Genomic DNA, 23,637 nt, shown 5'->3' with positions numbered 1-23,637 from the left:
GCATTCGGCACCTCCATGTGCCTCACCCTACGGGCGGCTGCGCCGTGCAGTCCGGCAATCCTGCCGGACTGTCTCCCAGCGGGAGAAGGGGAGGTTGGTCACGCCGCGCGCGATGCCTCATACCGCTCAATCGCATCCACCTTGCCCAGCAACCAACCCAGCTGGTCCACACCTTCCAGCAAGCAGGTCTGCGAGAAGCCATCCAGCGGGAAGGAATACACCTTGCCACTGGACGTACGCAGCTCGCGGCTTGCCACGTCGATGGTCAGCTCGTCGTCCGGGTTCTGCATCAATTCCTGTACATCGGCTTCGTCCAACACAATCGGCAGCAATCCGTTCTTCAGCGCGTTGTTGCGGAAGATGTCGGCGATTTCGCTGCTGACGATGGCACGCAAGCCCAGATCCGTCAGCGCCCACGGTGCGTGTTCGCGCGAGGAACCGCAACCGAAGTTGCGGCCAGCCAACAGAATCGAACGGCCTTCGTTCTGCGGCTGGTTGAAGGCGAATTCCGGGTTCGGCGAACCGTCGGCCTGCCAACGCCAATCGTTGAAGGCGTTCTTGCCCAGCCCGGCGCGTTCGGTGGTGGATAAGAAACGTGCCGGGATGATCTGGTCGGTGTCGATATTGGTTTGACGCAGCACCACGCTGGTCGAGGTCAGGCTACGGAAACCACTCATCACGCCACCTCCTTGGCAAACAGTTCGCGCGGGTCGGCGACGTGGCCATTCACGGCGGCCCACGCCGCGCTCATCGGCGAGGCCAGCAGTGTGCGCGAGCCCGGGCCCTGACGGCCTTCAAAATTGCGGTTGCTGGTGCTCACTGCCAACTGGCCCGGTGCGACCAGATCGCCGTTCATGGCGATGCACATCGAGCAACCCGGCTCGCGCCATTCGGCACCGGCGGCGCGGACGATCTCGTGGATGCCTTCGGCTTCGGCGTCGCGCTTGACGATCTCCGAACCCGGCACCACCAGCATGCGCACGCCATCGGCCACGCGACGGCCGCGCAGCACCTGCGCTACTTCGCGCATGTCGCTCAGGCGGCCGTTGGTGCAGGAACCGACGAACACCACGTCCACCGGCGTGCCGGCCAACGAGTGACCGGCCTCGAACTTCATGTAATCCAGACCCTTCTGCGCGGCGGCATCGTTGGCGGCCGGGATCGGCGCATCAACGGCAATCGCGGTGCCCGGGTGCGTGCCCCAGGTCAGTGTCGGGCGGATGTCGGCGGCATTGATGTGAACTTCCACATCGAAGCGTGCACCGTCGTCGCTGGTCAGCGTCTTCCAGTAAGCGACCGCCTTGTCGAACGCCGCGCCCTTCGGTCCATTCGGCGTGTTGGCCACCCAATCAAACGTGGCTTGATCCGGTGCCACCATGCCAGCGCGTGCGCCGGCTTCGATGGACATGTTGCACAGGGTCATGCGCTGTTCCATGTCCATCGCGCGGATCGTCGAGCCGCGGTATTCCAGTACGTGGCCGGTGCCGCCGTTGACGCCGATCACGCCGATGATATGCAGCACCACATCCTTGGCACCAACGCCCGGCGTCAGCTCGCCGTCCACGGTGATCGACATGGTTTTGGCTTTGCGCTGCAACAGGCACTGCGTGGCCAGTACATGGCCGACTTCGCTGGTGCCGATGCCGAACGCCAGCGAGCCGAACGCGCCGTGCGTGGAGGTGTGGCTGTCGCCGCAGACGATGGTCATGCCCGGCTGGGTGAAGCCTTGTTCCGGCGCGATGACGTGGACGATGCCGCGACTGGCCGAGGACAGGTCGAACAACTCAATGCCGTATTCGGCGCAGTTGTCGGCGAGCATCTGCACCTGCGCTTCGGATGCCTTGCTCGCATACGGCAGCTTGCCGTCGGCGCCGGCCGGCAATGTCGGCGTGGAGTGATCCATCGTCGCCTTGGTGCGGTCGGTGCGGCGCGGCTTCAAACCGCGCTCGCGCAGCTCGGTGAAGGCCTGCGGCGAGGTGACTTCGTGAATCAGATGCAGGTCCACGTACAGCACGGCCGGCGCGCTGTCGGATTCAGGGACGACGACATGCGCGTCCCACAGTTTGTCGTACAGGGTTTTGGGTGCGGAGTTCATTCTCTATTCCGTTGCCTATGCCATCGCGCTCAAGCGCTGACGGCTTCCTGGGTCGGTACGCTTTCACGCTGGCGCAGCAGGCGGTTGGTGACATCCAACCAGGCCAGTGCGCTGGCTTCGATGATGTCACGGCTGGTGCCGGTGCCTTCCAGGATTTCGCCTTCGTGGCGCACGCTCAGGTTGGCCTCGCCACGCGCATCAGCACCGATGCCGACGCTGTGCACGTGATAGCTGTCCAGTGTCAGTTGCACGCCGGTGGCGGCCGACAACGCCGAGAACAAGGCATCGACCGGGCCGTCGCCCTGTGCGGTTTCAGCCACGCGGTTGCCTTCCGGATCGGACAGTTCAACCAGCGCATTGGCACGGCTGCCGACATCGCTGATGGTCATCGAGGCCAGGCGGTAGCCATCGCTGCTGGAGGTGCCCTGCATCAGCGTCTGCAGATCGGCATCGGTGACGACGCGCTGCTGTTCGCACAGGGCCTTGAACTGCTCGAATATCAGCTTCAGTTCTTCTTCTTCCAGCCAATAGCCCAGCGCACGCAGGCGCGCTTCGACCGCGGCGCGGCCGCTGTGGCGGCCAAGTACCATCTGCGAAGACTCCCAGCCCACGTCTTCCGGACGCATGATTTCGTAGGTGTTGCGGTTGCGCAGCATGCCGTGCTGGTGGATGCCCGATTCATGCGCGAACGCATTGGCACCGACGATGGCCTTGTTGCGCTGTACCGGCATGCCGACCAGGCGCGACAGCAGCTGCGAGGTGGGCACGATGCGCTGGGTGTGGAAGCCGGTGTCGAAGTTGTAGAAGGCGTTGCGTACCTTCAGCACCATCGCGATTTCTTCCAGCGCGCAGTTGCCGGCGCGCTCGCCGATGCCATTGATCGAACCTTCCACCTGACGCGCGCCACCTTCGATGGCGGCCAGCGAGTTGGCCACGGCCAGGCCCAGATCGTTGTGGCAATGCGTGCTGAAGATCACTTTGTCCGCGCCCGCGGCATTGCCGATGACGTGCTGGAACATCGCGCGGATTTCATCCGGCGTGGTGAAGCCGACGGTGTCGGGCAGGTTGATGGTGCGTGCGCCGGCAGCGATGGCGACCTGGGTCACTTCGGTCAGGAAGTCCAGCTCGGTGCGGGTGGCGTCTTCGGCGGAGAACTCGACATCGTCCAGATAGCCGCGTGCCATCGACACATGTTTGTGCACCGACTCCAGCACCTGCTCGCGGCTCATGCGCAGCTTGTGCTCGCGGTGCAGCGGGCTGGTGGACAGGAACAGGTGCAGGCGCGGCTTGGCCGCCGCTTCCAGCGCCTTGACTGAGGTTTCGATATCGGCGGCCAGGCAGCGTGACAGCACGGCCAACACCGGCTCGCGGATATCGCGGCCGATCAGCGCCATCGCTTCACGGTCGGATTGGGAACTTGCCGGGAAGCCGGTTTCGATCACGTCCACGCCCAGCTCGGCCAGGGCGCGTGCCATCACCAGCTTCTGCGGTGGGGTCATGCTGCAGCCCGGGGATTGTTCGCCGTCACGCAGGGTCGTGTCGAAGATGGTAATTCGCGGGGTTGGGTTGGTTGGAGTATTCACCAGAGGGTCTCCTCGACTGCGGTAACGGAAATTTGGGGGGATTCGGATTTGAGTGTGCGTAACGGGGGCGAGGTGGCGCGGCTTCTAAGTCGCTCGCCGTTGCGCCGTCGAGGTTTGCGCGGTGGACGCGGCCGCACTTCGGACAATAGCGTGGCCAGCACCGTGGCATCGATATTGCCGCCGGACACCACGGCACATTTGCGCTTGCCGGCGACGCGGCGGCCAGCGGCCAACGCCAGCGCGCCGGCACCTTCGGCAATGACGTGTTCTTCCAGTGCCAGCCGCACCAGCGTCTCGCGCAGCTCGGCTTCGCGCACGATGACAATATCGTCCAGCAGGCTGGTGCACAGGCGGCGGGTGATGAAGCCGGGAATCTTGACCTTGACGCCATCGGCCAGGGTCGGCACCGGGTCGATTTCGCGCACGTCGCCCTTGATGGCGCGGGCCATGGAATCCACGCCTTCCACCTGCGCACCGATGATGCGTACGCCCTGCGACTTCAATGCCAGCGCCACGCCGGAAGCCAAGCCGCCGCCGCCGATCGGCACGATCACCACGTCCGGTGCGTGCGGCGCCAGTTCGATACCCAGCGTGCCCTGGCCGGCGATCACGTCCGGGTCATCGAACGCGGACAGGAAGCGGTAGCCGTTCTGCTCAGCCAACTCGCGGGCGAAGGCATAGGCTTCGTCGTAGCTGTTGCCGTGCTGGCGCACGGTGGCGCCCCAATGCTGCACACCGGCAATCTTGGTTTCCGGTGCGCCGTGCGGCATCACCGTGATGGCTTGCAGGCCCAGGCGGTGCGACGCCCACGCAACACCTTGTGCGTGGTTGCCGGCCGAGGCGCAGATGACCGTGCGTTCGTCGCCGCGTTCCAGCGCGGCCAGCATTGCATTCAATGCACCGCGCACCTTGTACGAACCGGTGCGCTGCAGGTTTTCCAGTTTCAGCCAGGTGCCGAAGCGCTCGGCGTAATGCAGCGGCGTCGGCGGCAGGAAGCGGCGCAGGCGCGCCTGCGCGGCCAGTACATCGGCCACGCTGACATTCACTTCGGCAGTGATGTCGTTGAACGAGACGGGGCGGCCGTGGTCAGACACTGACGGGCCAGACGCGCGGGCAACAGGGAACAGGGAGCAGGGAATGAAGGCAGGCTGCAAGGCGTTGAAGAAGATGCCTCCGTCGCGCAGTGAGCGGTGACGGCGGTAGGGAAAACGCATTCCCCGTTCTCCGTTGCCGATTCCCGGCGCCACAAAGAAGACCCCTCCGTTGCATGGAGAGCGGCGACGGGCGGCAGGAACGTGCATTCCCTGTTCCCAGATCCCCGCTCCCCTGTCGTACCCCTACGTCACTGCTCATGCGTCTACACCTACGCTGACCGGCACCACGCGTACCGATACACAGTCGTACACTTTTTCCAGCTGATGGCGCAGCGTTTCCGGCGGACGGGTGCCGCTGATGTCCATCTGCAGGTGCCAGCGCCCGGCATCGTCGGCGTTGCGATTGCCGGCAATGTTGCTGGGAGAAAAGCCGCGGCGTTCGACCATGCCGATCACGCGCACCAGCGCGCCTTCGGCAGGCGTCAGCACCAGGTCAAGCCGGTATTGCATTGGAACTCTCCTGCGGTGCCTTGGCGTGTGCGGGATTGCTGTCCAGCATGGTGCTGTTGGCGTTGTTGGGTGGCACCAGCGGCCACACGTTGGCACGCGCGTCGATGGATACATGCAGGAACGCCGGGCCCGGCGTGTCCAGCAGCGCGGCCAGTGCATCTTCAACCTGCGCACGCTGGGTGATGCGCGTGGCGGGGATGCCGAACACCTGCACCAGCGCGGCGAAATCCGGGTTGTCGGACAGATCGATCTCGCTGTAACGCTCGGCGAAGAACAACTCCTGCCACTGGCGGACCATGCCCAGCGAGGAATTGTCCAACAGCACGATCTTCACTGGCAGGCGACAGCGGGCGATGGTGACCAGCTCCTGCACGTTCATCATGAAACTGCCGTCGCCGGAGACCAGCACCACGGTGCGGTCCGGGCAGGCGAACTGTGCGCCCATCGCGGCCGGCAGGCCAAAGCCCATCGTGCCCAGCGCGCCGGAAGTCAGGTGATTGCGCGGATGGTTGAAGCGGCAATGCTGCGCCACCCACATCTGGTGCTGGCCGACATCACAGGCGATGACGGTGTCCGGCGGTGCCACTTCGCTCAGACGCTTGAGCAGCGCCGGGGCGTAGATGTCCTTGCCCGGTGCGTCGTAGCGCGCGGCGAACTTTTCACGGTTGGCAGCACAGCGGGCGCGCCAGCTGTTGCAGTTGCCACGGATGCGGGTCAGCGCCTGCACGCCGGTCTTCACGTTGCCGGGGATGGACAGGTCGGCACTGCGCAGCTTGGAGATTTCGTAGGCATCGGCATCCAGATGGATGACGCGGGCGAACGGTGCGAATTCGGCCAGCTTGCCGGTGGCGCGGTCGTCGAAACGGGCGCCGACCACGATCAGCAGATCCGACTCCTGCACCGCCATGTTGGCGGCGCGGGTGCCGTGCATGCCCAACATGCCCAGGTATTGCGGATGGCTGGCCGGCAACGCGCCCAAGCCACGCAGCGTCAACACGGTCGGAATGCCGGTGGCTTCGACGAACTGGCGGAACTCGCCGACCGCATCGGCCAGACCAATGCCGCCACCGCCGTAGATGACCGGCTTCTCGGCGGCGGCAATCATTTCCACCGCCTCGGCCAGGCGCTGCGCATCCGGTGCCGGCACCGGGTCAACGGACGCCGGCACGTGATCGGGCAGGTGCGAGGCATCGGCCAACTGCACGTCCTTGGGCAGGTCGATCAACACCGGGCCGGGCCGCCCTTCGCGGGCGACACGGAACGCTTCGGCAACCACCTGCGGCAGCTCATCCACGCTGCGCACCAGCCAGCTGTGTTTGACGATCGGCATGGTCATGCCAAACACATCCAGCTCCTGGAACGCATCGGTGCCGAGCAACGGCGTGCCGACCTGACCGGTCAGGCACACCATCGGTACCGAGTCGAGCATCGCATCGGCGATGCCGGTGACCAGGTTGGACGCACCCGGGCCGGAGGTGGCTACGCATACGCCGACCTTGCCGCTTGCGCGGGCATAGCCATTGGCAGCCAACGCCGCGCCTTGTTCGTGGCGCACCAGGATGTGCTTGAGGCTGGAATCCACCAATGCGTCATAGAACGGCATGATGGTGCCGCCTGGATAGCCGAACAGCGTTTGCACGCCTTCGGCTTCCAGGGCCTGCGTCAGCCAGCGTGCACCGTTGCGGGGTGCAGCTTGGGTGGAAGTGTTCATGCAGCGACCTTTGCCTGTTGCGGGTGGGGGACCGCGGGAGGGAACCTGTCTGCGATCCTGTTGCGCTTGCCCTGTGACCCGCGAGTAACGCGGGCCACGGCATGTTGCGCGGGACGGTTCGCAAACACGTTCTTACGCCGTCTGGCCTTGCAGCCAAACCATCTTGGCGCGCAGTTCCTTGCCCACCTTCTCGATCGGATGTTCCATGTCGGCCTGCTGGAACTTCTTGTAGTTCGGCAGACCGGCGTCGTACTCGGCTTCCCAGTTCTTGGTGAAGGTGCCGTTCTGGATGTCGGTCAGCACGTCCTTCATGCGGGCCTTCACCGAGGCGTCGATCACGCGCGGGCCGCTGACGAAATCGCCGTACTGCGCGGTTTCGGAGATGAACTCCAGCATGCGGGTGATGCCGCCTTCGTAGAACAGGTCCACGATCAGCTTCAGTTCGTGCAGCACTTCGTAGTAGGCGATTTCCGGCTGGTAACCGGCTTCCACCAGCGTTTCAAAACCGGCCTGCACCAGCGAGGACGCACCGCCGCACAGCACTGCCTGCTCGCCGAACAGATCGGTTTCGGTCTCTTCCTTGAAGGTGGTCTTGATGATGTTGGCGCGGGCGCCGCCCAGGCCAGCCGCATAGGCCAGCGCGAACTGCTCGGCCTTGCCGCTGATGTCCTGGTAGACCGCGTAGATGCACGGCACGCCGCGGCCGATTTCGTATTCGCGACGCACCAGGGCGCCCGGGCCCTTCGGCGCAACCAGCACCACGTCCAGATCGGCGCGCGGCTCGATCATGCCGAAATGCACGTTCAGGCCGTGCGCGAACAGCAGGCAGGCGCCCTGCTTCATGTTCGGGGCCAGCACCTCGTTGTAGAGCTTCTTCTGCACCATGTCCGGGGTCAGCACGGCGACCAGATCGGCGTCCTTGACCGCTTCGGCGGGCGTTTTGACGGTGAAGCCATCGGCCTGTGCCTTGACCTCGGTGGGGCCGCCGGCGCGCAGGCCGACAATCACGTCGAAGCCGGATTCACGCAGGTTCATTGCATGGGCGCGGCCCTGGCTGCCGTAACCGACGACGGCGATTTTGATCTGGGGCAGTTCGTTGGTGCTCATGGTGCTTGGTTTCCTTGCGATGAAGAGAGTCGTGCAGTGAAAAAAAAGGCCGTCGCGTCAGGACGCAGCGGCCGGGAAGGGCTGACGGTTCGCCATGCACGCCGAAGCGGTGCGCGGGGCGGCGCATGCGGTGTACTCAGGTTTGGCGGTATCAGTCGGGAACATGGTTTCAAGTGAAATAGAGGCTGGAAACGAAAAACCCCGCACCGGGGTCGGCGCGGGGTCTTTTATCGAATCTGGCTTTTTCGTGTTACGCGCCAGTTCGCCCCGCACCTGTTGGCTCGGTAATAAGTACGAGTACGAGCAGCGACGCCGCGGCGGAGGCCGGGGTCGAAGTCAGGCGGGCGGTGGTGTTGTGGCGTTGCAACATGAGGTCGAGATAACCACCTGTGCGATGGGCATGTCAACGCTTGCAGGTGTGATTGTCAGGAAATTTCCCGTAAGCCGCATCACAGCAGCTTGGTTGCGGCTGAAACCTACTGCCTGAGCCACCTCGCGCGGCAGAAGCTGCGCGGAAATCGGGCTGAAACACGGCCAATTGCAGCGTTGTCGCCGGTTGATGATTGGGTTTGGCTGCTTTTGCCGGTTTATCAGATAGAGGCCGGCGTGGGCGGGCTCTGTACCGGGGATTTTTATGGCGCACTTGGCAGAATTGGAAGCAGTACGGGCGGAGGATGCCCGTTGCGGGGTGGTGGAACAGGAGCGGGGCCATGAACTGGTGCGGCTGCTCGGCGATGCCAATGGCTTGCCGGTGCCGCTGATCTATCGCAAGGCCTGGGGACTGTTGGGCTTTCTGGCCGTGGAATCGGACCGGCGGCATTCGCGCAGCATGCTTGCCGGATTGTTCTGGCCTGGGCTGGGGGAGACCAGCGCGCTGACCAACCTGCGCCAGGTGCTGAGCAACCTCAACCGCTATTGCATGAAGGCGCTGGGACCGGATGTGCTGCGTATCGAACGCGGTGCAGTGGGCTTGATGCGGGGCGAGCGGTTGCTGTTCGACATCGACCTGCTGTGGCGGGCGCCGTGCCGGGCGATGGAGTTGCTGACGGAGCAGCAGCGCTTTCTGGAAGGATTGGATGATCTGGGGGGCGCGGATTTCCACGGCTGGCTGGAAACCACCCGGCAGAATCTGGATATCCAGCTGGTGGGGGCGGCGCAGCGGTGCTGTGATGAATTGCTGGAGGCGCAGGACTGGGAACAAGCGGTGGAAGTCGCCCGCACCTTGACCTTGCGCGATCCGTGGAATGAGGCGCATGCGCGGCGGATGATGCGTGCCCACGCCGGTGGCGGCAAGCGCGCGGCTGCGCTGAATGTCTATCAGCGTTTCGAGACGATGCTGCGGGTGGAACTGGGGCTGGAACCCGGCCAGGAAACCCTGCAGCTGCTGGCACAGATCAACGCCGCATCGCTGTCTCCGAGCTCAGCCCACAATTGAGCGATGCCAGCACCGGCCTTTGAGACAGGCCGGCAGCCGGCGGGAGTGGCTCAGGGCGCCGGGAACGTATGTGTACTGGCGTGGTACGTACGGCCAGGACTGCCCAGCAGGCATAGGCTATGGTTCGGGGCAGTCCTCACCAGGTTGGCTCGATGCTCCGTACGACGACGCTCCTCCTCACATTGGCCGGCATTCCCCTGCTGCCCGTGCATGCCGCCGACCGGATCACCGGTCACGAATTCGCTACCCGCTCCGAAGTCATCGCGCCGCATGCGATGGCGGCCACTTCGCAGCCGCTGGCCACGCAGATCGCGCTGGATGTGATGAAAGCCGGTGGTTCTGCGGTGGATGCGGCCATCGCTGCCAATGCCGCGTTGGGTTTGATGGAACCCACCGGCAATGGCGTCGGTGGCGATCTGTTCGCCATCGTCTGGGACCCGAAAACGCAGAAGCTGCATGGCTACAACGGCTCGGGCCGCTCGCCGCGTTCGCTGACCTTGGCCGAGTTCCAGCGGCGCGGATTGAAGGAGATTCCGGCCACCGGGCCGTTGCCGGTGTCGGTGCCCGGTGCGGTGGATGGCTGGTTTGCGCTGCATGAGCGTTTTGGTCGCGTACCGATGGCAAATAACCTGGCGCCAGCGATTCGCTATGCGCGCGAAGGCCATCCGGTCGCCGAGGTGATTGCCTATTACTGGGATCGCTCGGTGCCGAAGCTGTCGCCGCAGCCCGGTTTCAAGGAGCAGTTCACCATCGACGGCCGCGCGCCGCGCAAGGGCGAGATGTGGCGCAACCCGAACCTCGCCGACACGCTGCAGAAAATCGCCGACGGCGGTCGCGATGCGTTCTACAACGGGGAGATCGCCCACACCATTGGCGACTTCTTCAAAGCCAATGGCGGTTACCTGAGCTACGAGGACATGGCCGCGCATCACGGCGAGTGGGTGGAGCCGGTCAGCAGCAATTACCGTGGCTATGACGTGTGGGAGTTGCCCCCGAACAGCCAGGGCATTGCCGCGCTGCAGATCCTCAATATTCTGGAAGGCTACGACTTCGCGAAGATTCCGTTCGGCTCGGCCGAGCACGTACACCTGTTTGTCGAAGCCAAGAAGCTCGCCTTCGCCGACCGCGCACGCTTCTATGCCGACCCGGCGTTCTCACCGGCACCGGTGCAGCGTTTGATCTCCAAGGACTACGCCGCGCAGCGTCGCGCGTTGATCTCGATGGACAAGGCCTTGAAGGAGGCACAGCCCGGCACGCCGAAACAGCTGGAGCAGGGCGACACCATCTACATGACCGTGGCCGATGCCGACGGGATGATGGTGTCGCTGATCCAGTCCAACTATCGCGGCATGGGCAGCGGCATGGCGCCGCCGGGGTTGGGCTTCATCCTGCAGGACCGTGGCGAGATGTTCGTGCTGCAGAAGGATCATCCCAATGGCTACGCGCCGGGCAAGCGGCCGTTCCAGACGATCATTCCGTCGTTCATCACCAAGGACGGCAAGCCGTTTGCCAGCTTCGGCGTGATGGGCGGCGCGATGCAGCCGCAGGGGCATGCGCAGATCGTGATGAACCTGGTGGACTTCGGCATGAACCTGCAGGAAGCCGGCGACGCACCGCGTATCCAGCATGAAGGCTCCACCGAGCCGACCGGGCAGGCGACGGCGATGCGCGACGGCGGCGAAGTCAACCTGGAAACCGGCTTCCCGTATGAAACGGTCCGCAGCCTGATGCGCAAGGGACACCGCGTGGTGTTCGCCGATGGCCCGTACGGCGGCTATCAGGCGATCCAGCGCGACCCGGACACCGGCGTGTATTACGGCGCCTCGGAAAGCCGCAAGGATGGGCAAGCGGCGGGATATTAAGCGGCGGCTGCGTAGGCTGGGATCAAATCCCGGCGCCGTGGTGATGGGGCTGCTGGCGCTGGCTAGTAGCAACAGCACCCTCCCCAACCCTCACCTGCGCGGTGCGCAAGGGAGGGGACAGAAGCCAGCGCGTGCAGGTGAGGGAGCACACGTTTTCCCCTTCCCTTTGCCGCAGGCAAGGGGAGGGCCGGGGAGGGGCGCTTGGGCTTATCGGTTCAACGCAAGCGCCACCCGGTCCTCCCAATCAGCTTATTGGCTGCTGTTGCCCACCCGCTCGGCCTCCACCCGCGCCTCTTCCTGCGCCGCCTGCTCTCGTTCGATCCACGCTTCAAGAATGTGTCGCGCGCGCTGTGCCAGACGTCGCTGGCGGTTGTACTCGGCATCCAGCACCCGGTATAGCGACACCATCACCAGCACCATCAGCAATGCGAAGGGCAGGGCGGCGATGGTGATCATGCCCTGCAGCGCTTCCAGGCCGCCGGCCAGCAACAGCACCGCCGCGATGAGTGCAACCGCCACGCCCCACACCAGCTTGCGTGACAGTGGCGGATCGCCGGCTTCGTCGGTGGACATGCTGGCCAGCACCAGCACTGCCGAATCGGCCGAGGTCACGAAGAAGATCACCAACAGCACCAGCGCCAGGACCGACAGCAGCAACGGTGCGGGCAGGCTGTCGAACATGGTGAACAGCACCGTCTCGTAGCCATTGCCCAGCGCCTGCACCAGATCGGCTTGGCCGAACAGCTGCAGCCACAGCGCGGTGCCGCCGAACACCGAGAACCACAGGAAGCCGAGCACGGTAGGTGCCAGCACCACGCCGATCACAAACTCGCGCACGCTGCGGCCGCGTGACACCCGCGCGATGAACGCACCCACGAACGGTGCCCAGGCAATCCACCACGCCCAATAGAAGATGGTCCAGTCCGCCACCCAGGTGCTGCCGGAGAACGGCGACATGCGCAGGCTCATCGTCACCAGTTGATTGAGATACGAGCCCAGCGTGGTGGTGAACGTGTCGAAGATGAAGCCGGTGGGGCCAAGCACCAGCACCGCGGCCAGCAGCAAGGCCGCCAACGCCAGATTGAAGTTGGACAACCACTTGATGCCGCGATCCACGCCGCTGGTGGTGGAGATCATGTACAACACGAACGCGACCACGATGACGGTCATCTGCAGGGGAATGCCCGCCGTAACACCGAACACGCGCTGCAAACCCGCCGAAATCTGGATGGTGCCGAAGCCCAAGGTGGTCGCCACACCGATGGCCGTTGCGACCACGGCGGCGATGTTCACCAACTTGCCAAACCAGCCCCGGTGATGGTGGCCGATGATCGGCTGCAGCATGTCGCTGATCAATCCACGGCCGTTGCGGTTGTATTGAAACCACGCCATCGCCAAACCGATCAACGCGTAGATCGACCACGGATGCAGGCCCCAATGGAAGAACGCATAGCGCATCGAAACGCGGGCGGCGTCCATGCTTTGTGGGGGCAGGCCTTCCGGTGGTGTGACGAAATGCGAGATCGGCTCGGCCGCGCCCCAGAACACCAAGCCAATGCCCATGCCAGCGGCGAACAGCATGGACAGCCAACTGGCGCGCGAGAAGTCCGGCTCGGCATCTTCGCCGCCGATACGCAGGCTGCCGAAGCGGCCAAATGCCAGATACAGCAGGAAGGTGAGGGTCAGGAACACGATCAGCAGGTACATCCAGCCGGCGCCACGCACGACATGGACCAGCGCGGTCTGCACCACGTCGTTGAACGGCAGCGGCGCGATGCCGGCAATCAGTACCAGCAGCGCAACCAGCGCAATGGAGACACGAAACACCATGGAGGAGCTTCTCCAGTCAAAAAGGGTTTGAGGGGAGCGAGCCTGGGCTTGCAGGACAACGGCGGTAAGACAGCCGGCGGGCACGAAGCGGGCCGGGAAAGGGAGGCGGATACGCACCGTGGGGCAGCAGACGACGGTGCTGCACCGGGTCAGGAGTTTACTGAACGGCATGTCATGGTTCTGTTAGCGCAATGCGCGGTGCTGCTGGCATAAGCGTTGTGTGGTCTAATTCCGCCCGAAGCGGGGGTACCGCGGCCAACGGGCCACGGTTGAGACATACCCTTCGAACCTGATCCGGCTCATACCGGCGTAGGGAAGCTTCGTATACCGCCAGCGGACGTGCCCGAAATGGGCCGGTGCTGTGCGGCGTGCGCCTTCGCTTCGTTCCGCCATGCCACCGCGCATGGCCTTCGCACCCCGTGTGGATTGCCCAGGACGAATGCCGATGAACGCACAGCCCAGCCTGCAGCAGCAGGCCCAACAACTTTCCGAATCCGTGACACGGCCGATTCCCGGTTCGCGGAAAATTTTCGTGCCCGGCTCGCGCGCCGACCTGCAGGTGCCGATGCGTGAGATCGCACAGACGCGCACGCCGACCTTGTTTGGTGGCGAAGATAATCCGCCGATCACCGTCTACGACACCTCCGGCCCGTACACCGACCCGCAGGCCAACATCGACCTTGCCGCCGGTCTTGCGCCGCTGCGTGCGCGCTGGATTGAAGAACGCGGCGACACCGAGCAACTGACCGGTTTGAGTTCGGCGTTCGGCCGCTCCCGCGAGCACAACGCGCGTTTGGACGCGGTGCGTTTCCCCAGCCGCCTGCTGCCGCGTCGGGCATCGGGCGGCGCCAACGTGACGCAGATGCATTACGCGCGGCGCGGCATCATCACGCCGGAAATGGAATACGTCGCCATCCGCGAGAACCAGCGGCTGGACGCGGTGCGCGACGCCGGTTTGCTGGCACAGCATCCGGGGCAGAGTTTCGGCGCCAACATCCAGTCGATCATCACCCCGGAATTCGTGCGCGATGAAATCGCGCGTGGCCGTGCGGTACTGCCCAACAACATCAATCACCCGGAAAGCGAGCCGATGATCATCGGCCGCAACTTCCTCACCAAGATCAACGCCAACATCGGCAACAGCGCGGTGTCGTCAGGCATTGCCGAAGAAGTGGAAAAGCTGGTGTGGTCAATCCGCTGGGGCGGCGACACGGTGATGGATCTGTCCACCGGCAAGCACATCCATGAAACCCGCGAGTGGATCATCCGCAACTCGCCGGTGCCGATTGGCACGGTGCCGATCTACCAGGCGTTGGAAAAGGTGGATGGCCGCGCCGAAGAACTGAACTGGGAGATCTTCCGCGACACGCTGATCGAGCAGGCCGAGCAGGGCGTGGACTACTTCACCATCCATGCCGGCGTGCTGCTGCGGCATGTGCCACTCACGGCCAAGCGCGTGACCGGCATTGTGTCGCGCGGTGGTTCCATCATGGCCAAGTGGTGCCTGGCGCATCACAAGGAAAATTTCCTCTACACGCACTTTGAAGACATCTGCGAGATCATGAAGGCCTACGACGTGTCCTTCAGTCTCGGCGATGGCCTGCGCCCGGGTTGCATTGCCGATGCCAATGACGCGGCGCAGTTCGGCGAACTGGAAGCGCTGGGCGAACTGACCAAGATCGCGTGGAAGCACGACGTGCAGACGATCATTGAAGGGCCCGGTCATGTGCCGATGCACTTGATCAAACAGAACATGGACAAGCAGCTGGAAGAATGCGGCGAAGCGCCGTTCTACACGCTGGGGCCGCTGACCACCGACATCGCGCCGGGTTACGACCACATCACCAGCGCCATTGGTGCGGCGATGATCGGTTGGTACGGCACCGCGATGCTCTGCTACGTGACGCCGAAGGAACACCTAGGCCTGCCCAACCGACAGGACGTACGCGACGGCATCATGGCCTACAAGATCGCGGCGCACGCCGCCGACCTGGCCAAGGGCCACCCGGGCGCGCAGGTGCGCGACAACGCCTTGAGCAAGGCGCGCTTCGAGTTCCGTTGGGAAGACCAATTCCATCTTGGGCTGGACCCGGAGAAGGCCAAGGAATTCCATGACGAAACCCTGCCCAAGGACGCGCACAAGCTGGCGCACTTCTGTTCGATGTGCGGCCCGCATTTCTGCTCGATGAAGATCACCCAGGACGTGCGCGACTATGCCGCCGAGCAGGGCATGGAAGCGGCGGGCGCACTGGAAGCGGGCATGGCCGAGAAGTCGGCGCAGTTCCGCGAGCAGGGCGCCGAGGTGTATCGCGTGGAATGACCGGCGCCCGCCGCAGGCTTCCCCTCCGGGCGGCCTGTGGCGGGCGCTTGACGCACGACAACGGCAGGGCGTGTTAGCGTTCTGCCGTCCACAACTGGGGGTCGTTGTCATGAAGCTTCAAACTGTATTCCGGCTGGTCGCGTTGTCCTTGGTGCTGGGCCTGGCCGGGTGCGCCAGTACGCCGCGTGTCAGCAGCCAAGCGGATCCGACCGGCGAGTTCTCGCGTTACCGCAGTTTTTCGTTCTTCACGCCGCTGGCGCTGGAGCAGAACGGTTACACCACCATTACCAGCAACCGCATCCGCGAGGCCGTACGCACGCAGATGCAGGCGCGCGGCTATGTGTATGACGAGGCCAATCCGGATCTGTGGATAAACCTCAATGCCTATCTGCAGGACAAGACCAGCGTCACCACGATGCCGGAAGTGGATTACGACTATTACTACAGCTACCGCGCACGCAGCTATGTGGCGGTGCCGTACTGGCGTGATCGCACCGACGTGCGTCAGTACACCGAAGGCACGCTCAACGTGGATGTCGTGGATGCCCGCCAGAAGCGTCTGGTCTGGGAAGGTGTGGCGGTGGGAACCGTAGGACGTGCCACGCCGGAGAAGCGGAGCGCCCAGATTGACGCAGCGGTCGCCGCCATCTTCGAGCAATACCCGTATCGTGCGGCTGGGCTTGCGCGCTAAGCACAGTCGTTGCATGCAGACACCGCCCAATCCACGCACACCGCATCAGCACAGGGACGCGCCGTCATGGCATCACGCTTGAGGTGGATTGCGCTGGCGCGGCGGCATCCGTCGGCCTGGTTGCTGGCGGTGCAGTTGTTGGGGGTGTTGTTGTACCCGGCGATGGAACACACCCCGGCCGGACGCGCGCTGTTTGGCGCGTTCGGCATGGCGGTGCTGGGTTTGGCGGTGTGGGTGGTGCGGCGCAGCCCGTTGACGATCTGGCTGGCCTTGCTGCTCGCCGTCCCCGCCGTGATCTTTTCGGTTGCCGGCGCGCTGTTCGATCAGCCGTCATTGATGACGACGGCACAGGTGTTCGAGTGCCTGCTGTACTTCTATACCGCGTGCAGCCTGACCGCCTACATGCTGCAGGACCATAAAGTCACCCGCGATGAGTTGTTCGCAGCGGGTGCCACGTTCACGTTGTTGGCGTGGGCATTCGCGTTTGCGTATTCAGTCTGCCAGCAGTGGTATCCGGGTAGTTTTGTGGCGAGCAGCGACGGTGATTTCAGAAGCTGGATGGAGTTGCTTTATCTCAGCTTCAGTTTGTTATCAGGCGTAGGACTGAGTGACGTCGTGCCGGTGCATCCGCAAGCACGTGCATTGGTCATGCTGGAGCAGTTTTCAGGCGTTATGTACGTGGCATTGGTGGTGTCGCGACTGGTGGGTTTAACCATCCACAAAGCGTCAAAAGACTGAACGCCAGATAAAAAAATCGCGCCCGGAGGCGCGAATATTCCAACAATTATGTGAATTCCGTCGGCGAGAGAGAGCCTGATGTCTTCCGGTGCGATCACACCGGCTACTCCCTTAGAGTAATATCCGTTCCAGTTGGAACATTTGCTCTTTGCGTCGATGGCTTTTGCTGATTCTGGCGATTGGCGCTGTATTTTTTCGCAGGTTGGACACCGGAGTTGTGTCTGGTTTGCGTTCTTTCCCGATCGTAATGCAGACAGTCGAAAATCCGAAGCCGGAAGTTGACCGGCTCACCATCGGCGCATGTGTGGTACTGCTTTCCTCCCGTGAGGTGCATGGCCCCGGCGCACGCAACGTGCGACGGCTGACACCCAAAAGTGTGGGCGTGTTGCTGGCGCTTGCGCGTCGTGCCGGCCAAGTGGTGACGCGCGATGAATTGTTTGCCGACGTCTGGCCGGACACCATGCCGACCAATGACGTGCTGACCCAGGCGGTCACTCAGTTGCGCAAGGTATTCGCGGCAGCTGATGGCGGTGACAGCAACACGCCTTATATAGAAACCATCGCCAAGACCGGCTATCGGTTGTTGGCGCCGGTGGTGTGGGATGACGCGGACAACACCAGTGCCGCTGCTGAAGAAGGCGAGATGGACGCTGCGATAGCGTCAGGCAATGACGTGGCATCTGTCGACGTGACCAAGCCCGCACGCGAACAGCGTCGCAAGTTGCGGCGTCAGGTGCTGCTGGCGATTGGCGTGGTGTTGTTGGTCAGCACGGTGGTGATGGCATGGCTGTTGTGGGGCCGCGCATCGCCGGATGCAGCGACCGATGAAGTGGACGCCAGTGGAACCCGCGTGGTCGGTAGCCCCGAGCGCCCGTATCGGTTGATCACGTCCAACGCGGCGTTTGAAACGAACCCTACGTTGTCACCCGATGGCTCGTTGGTGGTATTTGCCAGGGAGACGGAAGGCAGTTCAACCCTGTGGATACAAAGCACCGGCAGCACCCCGCCGGTTGCGCTGGTGGCCACGCCGGCCGATGCCTTTGATCGTTTCCCACTGTGGTCGCCGGACGGGCGTCAAATCGCATTCGCACGCTTCGGGCCGCACGGCAGCTGCGAAGTGTTGCTGGTGTCGGCCACCGGCGGTGATGCGCGCCGCGCAACGCGGTGCGATGGCACCGACATGCTGACGTTCAGCTGGTCGCCCGATGGCCGTAGTCTGCTGTTCGGCTCGATGACCGGTGCGTACGCCAGCCGCGGTATCCGCACGCTGGAGCTGTCTTCCGGGCGGTGGTCGTCGCTGTCGTATGCGATGGGGAGCGATGATTTCGATTACGCGCCGCAGTACTCGCCCGATGGCAGCAAGATTGGTTTTGTTCGCAATCCACAGGTCGGTGACTTGTGGGTGATGGACGCCAACGGTGGCAACGCCGAGCGCTTGACCAACGATGCGGCCGAGATCCGCGGCTGGAGTTGGCTGTATTCGGATGAAATTGTGTTTGGCCGGCGCGTGGATAGCGAATCGCGTCTGTATCGTCTGGATGTCGCCACGCGCACCTTGCGCGACATGGGCATTGACGATGCACGCAACCCGACGGTGTCACGCCACGGCGGCAACCTGGCATTCATGCGTGATCGACCGCAGTACGGGCTGTTCCGCGTTCCCTTGACCGAAGCCGGTGGCAAACGCGAGCGCCTGTTTGCCTCTTCGGGCCGCGATTCACAGCCGATGGTGTCGCCGGACGGCGCGCAGCTTGCGTTCACCTCTAATCGATCCGGCACCTACGCGTTGTGGTGGGGCCGTTTGACCGAGCCTGATTCGTTGCGCGTCGTGGACGGGCTGCGCCCCGAAGCGCGGCAGCCGATGGATTGGTCCGAGGACGCTCGCAGCCTGTTGGTCAGTGGCCGTGATGCCGATGGATTGCCTGGTATCTATGAAGTGGTGCCGGAAGATGGGCGCTGGAAAAAACTGGACGTGCCGGTGCGCGAGACCTTGCAGGCGATTTACGGCATGACGCCGGGAACGGTACTGGTGGTGGAGCGTGGCGATGATGAACGGATGTCGCTGGTCCTGTTCGATCGCACGCAGACGCCGTGGAAACGCCTGTCTTCATTGGAAGGCGTTTCGCAGGCGCGGTTAGACCGCGCCGGTAAGCGGGTACTGTTCACCAGGCTGGCCAGTGGTGGTTTGTGGCAGGTTGGGCCGGATCTGGCGCCGGACAGCATTCAGTCGTTGAACGCTGAGGTGCCGACGCGCTGGCGTTATCGCACCTGGGCGGTCGCCGGCAATGGCCTGATTGGCTACATGAACATCGGCAGCGGCTGCGCCACGCAGTTCAATGTGATTGCCGGCGAAGGCGGCAGTCGCTGCCTGGATGCAGACCAGTTCAGTTCCGGCAACGGCATGAGTCTGGCGCCTGACGGCAGCGCCGCATTCATCGCCTTGGGCGTTGCCGAGGGTGCCGATATCGGTGTGATGCGGGTGCCCAAGCGTGCGCCGCGACGAATGCTTGGTGTCGCCAAGTGGTTGCCGTGGTTGGAAAAACCGCTTTCGTAGTTCTTTCGGAAGCGGCCTCCGGAATCTTTCGGAGCGATCTCGCCGGTTCTTCCTGACGCTGCAAGCCAAACTTGGCAAAACCATCGCCCATTGAAGGCAAAGAAGATGGTGCAGCATGCGGCAGGTTTCCTGGGTAGATCGTGGACAGTCGGTTTCGTTCGAGAAGGCAGAGGACGGCCCGCGTCCGTGTTGCGTAGGCGTTGCACGCTTGGGCAGCCTGCAGACTTCCGGCACGGTGTTCACGGTGTGGCTGCAGCTGCGCGGCACTACCTGGGTGGAATCGAAAGAAGGCAAGTTCCGCTTGCGTCAGCGCGAGTGGATTGCCTTTGAGAAGGAATCGCGCCCGTTGATCCAGGCCGGTCGCGATGGCATCTGCATTGGCGTCAGCCTCGATGCAGAGGCTTTGCGCATGCTCGGCACCTTGGCCGACTGCAGCGTCTACACCGGCCGTGGCCGCATGAGTCTGGGCGAAGCGCGCATGGCATTGCGTTTGTGGCGCGAAGCACAGAACCCGGCAAGCAACATCCATCAGCTGCGCCCCTTGTTGCTGCATCTGGCATCGCTGCAGCGTGAGCTGTCCGGCACCGTGCAGCGTTGCCCGGGACGTTCGCGCATGCGCAAGCGTCAGGTGTTCGGCCGCATGCAGCGTGCGCGCATGTACCTGGAAGGCAACAGCCACCGTGTGGTGCGCATCGGCGAGCTGGCTGAGCTGACCAACTTCTCCAGTTGGTATTTGTCAAAGACCTTCCAGAGCCTGTATGAAGAAAGCCCGCAGTCGTTGTCGGCGCGTTTGCGACTGGAGCGTGCAGCCATGCTGTTGCGCGATACCGACATGATGATTGGCGAAGTGGCCTCGGCCAGCGGCTTTGATAACTGCTGCAGTTTTGCGCGCGCATTCCGCGCCCGTTTCGGCACTTCGGCAACGCGTTACCGCGACATGCCCGAAATGTTGAAGCCAGATTCGGCAAAGTTTAAGAGCGGTTCGCGCAAAACAATCGGGGCTGCGTGAACGTAACGTTCAGGGGTGTTTAACGCACCACTAACGTAATCGGAGAGATTCATGAATTTTCGTACTCCCGCTGTGCGGCTGGGCTTGCTCCCGGCTGGCATCGCTCTGGCACTGACGCCGGCATTTGCTTCGGCGCAGGACGCCGCTGCTGGCGCCACCACCCTTGATCGCCTGGAAGTCACCGGCTCGCGCATTCGTGGCGCGAACATGGAAACCCAGCAGCCGATCCTGACCCTGAGCCGTGAGAACCTGGAAAAGCAGGGCTTCACCTCGGTCGCCGACGTGCTGCAGAACATGACCTCGGCCGGTTCCCCGGCCATCTCGCGTTCGGAGTCGCTGGCTTCGGGCGAGAACGTGGGTGGTTACTACATTGATATCCGTAACCTGGGCGCCAACCGCACCCTGGTGCTGATGAACGGCAAGCGCCTGGGCGCTACCTCGGGCGGCTACCAGGATCTGAGCCAGATCCCGATGTCGGCCATCGAGCGCATTGAAGTCCTGAAGGACGGCGCCTCGGCCATCTACGGTTCCGACGCCATTGCCGGTGTGGTCAACGTGATCACCCGCAAGAACTTCGACGGTGCTGAAGCCAACGTCCATATCGGCCAGTACGGCGAAGGCGACGGTGAGCTGGAGCAGTACTCCTTCACCATGGGCGCCACCGGCGAGCGTGGCAGCCTGACCCTGTCGGCTGAATACTCCAAGCAGGATCCGGTGATGGCCGGTGACCGTTGGTACTCGCGTGATGGCGGCCGTGGCCCGAACTCGACCTCGGCTGACTGGAGCGCGCTGACCAACAAGGGCAGCTGGCTTGGCCCGTGTGGCCCGGGCGGTGCAGACGCATGGTGCACCCTGAATGAAGGCGGCAATCCGAAGAATGTTGCTGATTACCATCCGATTACCCAGGATGAGTTCACCAACGCCAACCCGGAAATGAGCCTGCTGACCGGTATCGAGCGTAAGTCGGTATACGTCAACGGCACGTATGACTTCACCGACAACATCTCGTTCAATGCAGACATCCTGTACAACGAGCGCAACACGGACCAGCAGATCGCTGGTTACCCGTACCAGTCGCAGTCGGCGGCAATCAACACCCCGATGTCCGCTGATTCGGTGTTCAACCCGCTCGGCAAGTCGGCGGCCGACCCGGTCGGCCAGGAAATCCACTTCCGTCGTCGTCTTTCGGAAGTGCCGCGTACCACCGACAGCCAGCTGAAGACCCTGCGCTTCGCGCCGTCGGTCAGTGGCTTCTTTGATTTCGCTGGCAAGTCGTTCGACTGGAACGTCGGCGCGCTGTTCAACCGTAACGAATCGGTCAAGAGCAATTACGGTGACATGAGCCTGATCGCTGCACGTCAGGCATTGGGCCAGTCGTTCATCGACGCTGATGGCGTTGCCCGTTGCGGCACTGCTGCCAAGCCGATCGCAGGCTGCCTGGCATGGAACCCGCTGCTGCCGATCGGCGTTGCAGGCCCGGGTTCGCTGGACAACAAGGAACTGCAGGAGTTCCTGTTCCCGACCTACACCACCACCGGTGTCTCCAAGACCACCGCGTTCACCGCTGACCTGGCGGGTTCGATCATGACCCTGCCGGCTGGTGAGCTGGGCTTCGCTTTCGGTGTCGAACACCGCGAAGAACAAGCGCGTTACGTGCCGGATGCGTTCATGCAGTCGGGCCAGTACACCGGTCTGGCGCAGAGCACCACCAACGGTAAGTATGATCTGGACGAGGTCTACCTCGAACTGAACATCCCGGTGCTGGCCGACATGGCTTACGCCAAGGAACTGACCATCAACGTTGCCGGTCGTTACTCGGACTACAGCAACTTCGGCGACACCGTGAACGGCAAGTTCGGCGTGACCTGGCGTCCGCTGGACGAACTGCTGGTTCGTGGTACCTACGCTGAAGGCTTCCGCGCGCCGTCGATCGACAACATGTACGGCGGCGTTGGTGCCAGCTTCGAGCGTTACATCGATCCTTGCTCGGTAGGCGTGGCTGGCAGCGTTGCCGGCAATGCCGCTTGCACCGCTGCAGGCGTGGCCCCGGATTACGTGCAGCTGGGCCAGGGCTATGTGCCCTGCACCACCTCGCCGTGTGCCACCCCGGACCAGTTCATGTCGGGTTCCAACCCGAACCTGAAGCCGGAAACCTCCAAGAGCAAGACCATGGGTCTGGTGTGGAGCCCGCGCTGGGTGCAGGGTCTGGACATCTCGCTTGACTGGTTCAACTACCAGATCAGCGACATGATCATCTCCGATAGCGTCAGCCGCATCCTGCGTGACTGCTATGTGCTGGGTGACAGCAGCCGTTGCGCCGGTATCGTGCGTGCGGCCGATGGCCATATTAGCGAGATGTTCTACGGCCTGGCCAACCTGGGCCAGATGGAAACCGAAGGCTACGACCTGGGCGTGAAGTACCGTCTGCCGGAGATGTCGTTCGGCCAGATCTCCATCGACTCGCAGACCAGCTATACCGTCAAGTACGACGAAGCCGGCCAGAACAAGGCGGGTGACAAGATCACCATCGGCAACGTCGGTGCACCGGGTATCTTCCGCGTGCGCTCGAACCTGGGCGTGAACTGGGAGTACGGCGATTTCGGTGTCAACTACACCGCGCGTTACTACTCGGGCATGAAGGAAAGCTGCATCTCGACCGCCGAGGGCTGGTGTGACCTGCCGAACCGTTACGAAAACGGTGAGAAGGCTCCGCTGCGTACCACGGGCTCGAACACGTTCCATGACCTGCAGGTCAGCTACAAGGCACCGTGGGATGCCACCATCGCAGTGGGCGCGAACAACCTGTTCAACCACCGCGGTGCGTTGCAGTACTCGGCACCGAACAGCGCCTTCGCGTACTACGGCGGTTTCGACATCGGTCGCTTCCTGTACCTGAAGTACACCCAGAAGTTCTGATCCATCGAAGTTCTGTGCAACACGACAAAGGGTGGGCCTTCAGGCCCACCCTTTTTCTTTGGCTGGTGTTCTGAGGTACGTCGCCGCGTGATCAGGCGATCAAGCCGTAGTGCCGTTGTAGTGCCGAGCGATGCTCGGCAGCTGTATTCCCCAAGAAGCCTCAGTGCAGCATGGCTGCGCGC

The 23,637-nt window shown here is 63.3% G+C and carries 16 protein-coding genes and 1 riboswitch; of the genes, 8 read left to right on the top strand and 8 right to left on the bottom strand.

Translation table 11 applies throughout. The annotated features are described in order from the left end of the window. Nucleotides 1–98: 98 nt before the first annotated feature. The 7 genes from leuD to ilvC form a co-directional block, all read right to left on the bottom strand. Nucleotides 99–677, bottom strand: coding sequence for a 3-isopropylmalate dehydratase small subunit (gene leuD, locus ACREP4_RS11475; RefSeq protein ID WP_431596312.1), 579 nt, complete (start codon nt 675–677; stop codon nt 99–101). Beyond that, nucleotides 677–2,095, bottom strand: a complete 1,419-nt coding sequence (leuC, locus tag ACREP4_RS11470) for a 3-isopropylmalate dehydratase large subunit (protein WP_431596311.1) — start codon at nt 2,093–2,095, stop codon at nt 677–679. Before leuC ends, leuD begins: the two co-directional genes overlap by 1 nt. 29 nt (nt 2,096–2,124) lie before the next feature. Next, complete coding sequence (locus ACREP4_RS11465) at nt 2,125–3,678, bottom strand: 2-isopropylmalate synthase (protein WP_431596310.1); 1,554 nt, start codon at nt 3,676–3,678, stop codon at nt 2,125–2,127. Next, nucleotides 3,675–4,772 (bottom strand): threonine dehydratase, encoded by a 1,098-nt coding sequence (locus ACREP4_RS11460; RefSeq protein ID WP_431596470.1) that lies wholly within the window; start codon nt 4,770–4,772, stop codon nt 3,675–3,677. The genes ACREP4_RS11465 and ACREP4_RS11460 overlap by 4 nt, the downstream gene beginning before the upstream one ends. 255 nt (nt 4,773–5,027) lie before the next feature. Then, complete coding sequence (locus ACREP4_RS11455; protein ID WP_431596309.1) at nt 5,028–5,282, bottom strand: ACT domain-containing protein; 255 nt, start codon at nt 5,280–5,282, stop codon at nt 5,028–5,030. Then, nucleotides 5,266–6,993 carry an acetolactate synthase 2 catalytic subunit gene (gene ilvG, locus ACREP4_RS11450; protein WP_431596308.1) on the bottom strand — a complete coding sequence of 576 codons (1,728 nt, stop codon included), beginning with the start codon at nt 6,991–6,993 and terminating at the stop codon, nt 5,266–5,268. Before ilvG ends, ACREP4_RS11455 begins: the two co-directional genes overlap by 17 nt. Nucleotides 6,994–7,125: 132 nt before the next feature. Continuing rightward, nucleotides 7,126–8,100, bottom strand: a complete 975-nt coding sequence (gene ilvC, locus ACREP4_RS11445; protein ID WP_431596307.1) for a ketol-acid reductoisomerase — start codon at nt 8,098–8,100, stop codon at nt 7,126–7,128. Between the two features lie 634 nt (nt 8,101–8,734). Between ilvC and ACREP4_RS11440 the strand changes: the two genes are divergently transcribed. Further along, nucleotides 8,735–9,535 (top strand): AfsR/SARP family transcriptional regulator, encoded by an 801-nt coding sequence (locus tag ACREP4_RS11440; RefSeq protein WP_431596306.1) that lies wholly within the window; start codon nt 8,735–8,737, stop codon nt 9,533–9,535. Between the two features lie 152 nt (nt 9,536–9,687). Further along, nucleotides 9,688–11,397, top strand: coding sequence for a gamma-glutamyltransferase (gene ggt / locus ACREP4_RS11435; RefSeq protein ID WP_431596305.1), 1,710 nt, complete (start codon nt 9,688–9,690; stop codon nt 11,395–11,397). A gap of 249 nt (nt 11,398–11,646) precedes the next feature. On the opposite strand, the gene ACREP4_RS11430 is transcribed toward ggt, so the two are convergent. Then, complete coding sequence (locus ACREP4_RS11430) at nt 11,647–13,227, bottom strand: BCCT family transporter (RefSeq protein WP_431596304.1); 1,581 nt, start codon at nt 13,225–13,227, stop codon at nt 11,647–11,649. A 232-nt stretch (nt 13,228–13,459) separates the two neighbouring features. Then, nucleotides 13,460–13,561, top strand: a riboswitch (TPP riboswitch). Between the two features lie 111 nt (nt 13,562–13,672). Between ACREP4_RS11430 and thiC the strand changes: the two genes are divergently transcribed. The 6 genes from thiC (at nt 13,673) to ACREP4_RS11400 (ending at nt 23,455) form a co-directional block, all read left to right on the top strand. Further along, on the top strand, nt 13,673–15,547 hold the full coding sequence (thiC, locus tag ACREP4_RS11425) for a phosphomethylpyrimidine synthase ThiC (protein ID WP_431596303.1): 1,875 nt from the start codon (nt 13,673–13,675) through the stop codon (nt 15,545–15,547). 109 nt (nt 15,548–15,656) lie between these two features. Continuing rightward, nucleotides 15,657–16,238: a DUF4136 domain-containing protein gene (locus ACREP4_RS11420; protein WP_431596302.1), complete on the top strand. Its 582-nt coding sequence runs from the start codon at nt 15,657–15,659 to the stop codon at nt 16,236–16,238. 66 nt (nt 16,239–16,304) lie between these two features. Then, nucleotides 16,305–16,976 (top strand): ion channel, encoded by a 672-nt coding sequence (locus ACREP4_RS11415; RefSeq protein ID WP_431596301.1) that lies wholly within the window; start codon nt 16,305–16,307, stop codon nt 16,974–16,976. Nucleotides 16,977–17,223: 247 nt separating this feature from the next. Next, nucleotides 17,224–19,530, top strand: a complete 2,307-nt coding sequence (locus tag ACREP4_RS11410) for a winged helix-turn-helix domain-containing protein (protein WP_431596300.1) — start codon at nt 17,224–17,226, stop codon at nt 19,528–19,530. A gap of 115 nt (nt 19,531–19,645) precedes the next feature. Continuing rightward, a complete protein-coding gene (locus ACREP4_RS11405; RefSeq protein WP_431596299.1) occupies nt 19,646–20,539 on the top strand; it encodes a helix-turn-helix transcriptional regulator in 894 nt (297 codons plus the stop codon). Nucleotides 20,540–20,590: 51 nt separating this feature from the next. Then, nucleotides 20,591–23,455, top strand: coding sequence for a TonB-dependent receptor plug domain-containing protein (locus tag ACREP4_RS11400; RefSeq protein ID WP_431596298.1), 2,865 nt, complete (start codon nt 20,591–20,593; stop codon nt 23,453–23,455). The last annotated feature ends 182 nt before the right edge of the window (nt 23,456–23,637 follow it).

The sequence above is a fragment of the Stenotrophomonas sp. genome (assembly GCF_050737575.1).
In the GTDB taxonomy this organism is placed as follows: domain Bacteria; phylum Pseudomonadota; class Gammaproteobacteria; order Xanthomonadales; family Xanthomonadaceae; genus Stenotrophomonas.
The sequence above is the reverse complement of the archived record's forward strand: the minus strand, read 5'-3'. Positions and strand labels throughout refer to the sequence as shown.

Coding starts and splice junctions, on each gene's coding strand:
- leuD (WP_431596312.1), bottom strand. CDS start 677: ATGAGTGGTTTCCGTAGCCTGACCTCGACCAGCGTGGTGCTGCGTCAA.
- leuC (WP_431596311.1), bottom strand. CDS start 2,095: ATGAACTCCGCACCCAAAACCCTGTACGACAAACTGTGGGACGCGCAT.
- ACREP4_RS11455 (WP_431596309.1), bottom strand. CDS start 5,282: ATGCAATACCGGCTTGACCTGGTGCTGACGCCTGCCGAAGGCGCGCTG.
- ilvG (WP_431596308.1), bottom strand. CDS start 6,993: ATGAACACTTCCACCCAAGCTGCACCCCGCAACGGTGCACGCTGGCTG.
- ilvC (WP_431596307.1), bottom strand. CDS start 8,100: ATGAGCACCAACGAACTGCCCCAGATCAAAATCGCCGTCGTCGGTTAC.
- ACREP4_RS11440 (WP_431596306.1), top strand. CDS start 8,735: ATGGCGCACTTGGCAGAATTGGAAGCAGTACGGGCGGAGGATGCCCGT.
- ggt (WP_431596305.1), top strand. CDS start 9,688: ATGCTCCGTACGACGACGCTCCTCCTCACATTGGCCGGCATTCCCCTG.
- ACREP4_RS11430 (WP_431596304.1), bottom strand. CDS start 13,227: ATGGTGTTTCGTGTCTCCATTGCGCTGGTTGCGCTGCTGGTACTGATT.
- thiC (WP_431596303.1), top strand. CDS start 13,673: ATGAACGCACAGCCCAGCCTGCAGCAGCAGGCCCAACAACTTTCCGAA.
- ACREP4_RS11420 (WP_431596302.1), top strand. CDS start 15,657: ATGAAGCTTCAAACTGTATTCCGGCTGGTCGCGTTGTCCTTGGTGCTG.
- ACREP4_RS11415 (WP_431596301.1), top strand. CDS start 16,305: ATGGCATCACGCTTGAGGTGGATTGCGCTGGCGCGGCGGCATCCGTCG.
- ACREP4_RS11410 (WP_431596300.1), top strand. CDS start 17,224: ATGCAGACAGTCGAAAATCCGAAGCCGGAAGTTGACCGGCTCACCATC.
- ACREP4_RS11405 (WP_431596299.1), top strand. CDS start 19,646: ATGCGGCAGGTTTCCTGGGTAGATCGTGGACAGTCGGTTTCGTTCGAG.
- ACREP4_RS11400 (WP_431596298.1), top strand. CDS start 20,591: ATGAATTTTCGTACTCCCGCTGTGCGGCTGGGCTTGCTCCCGGCTGGC.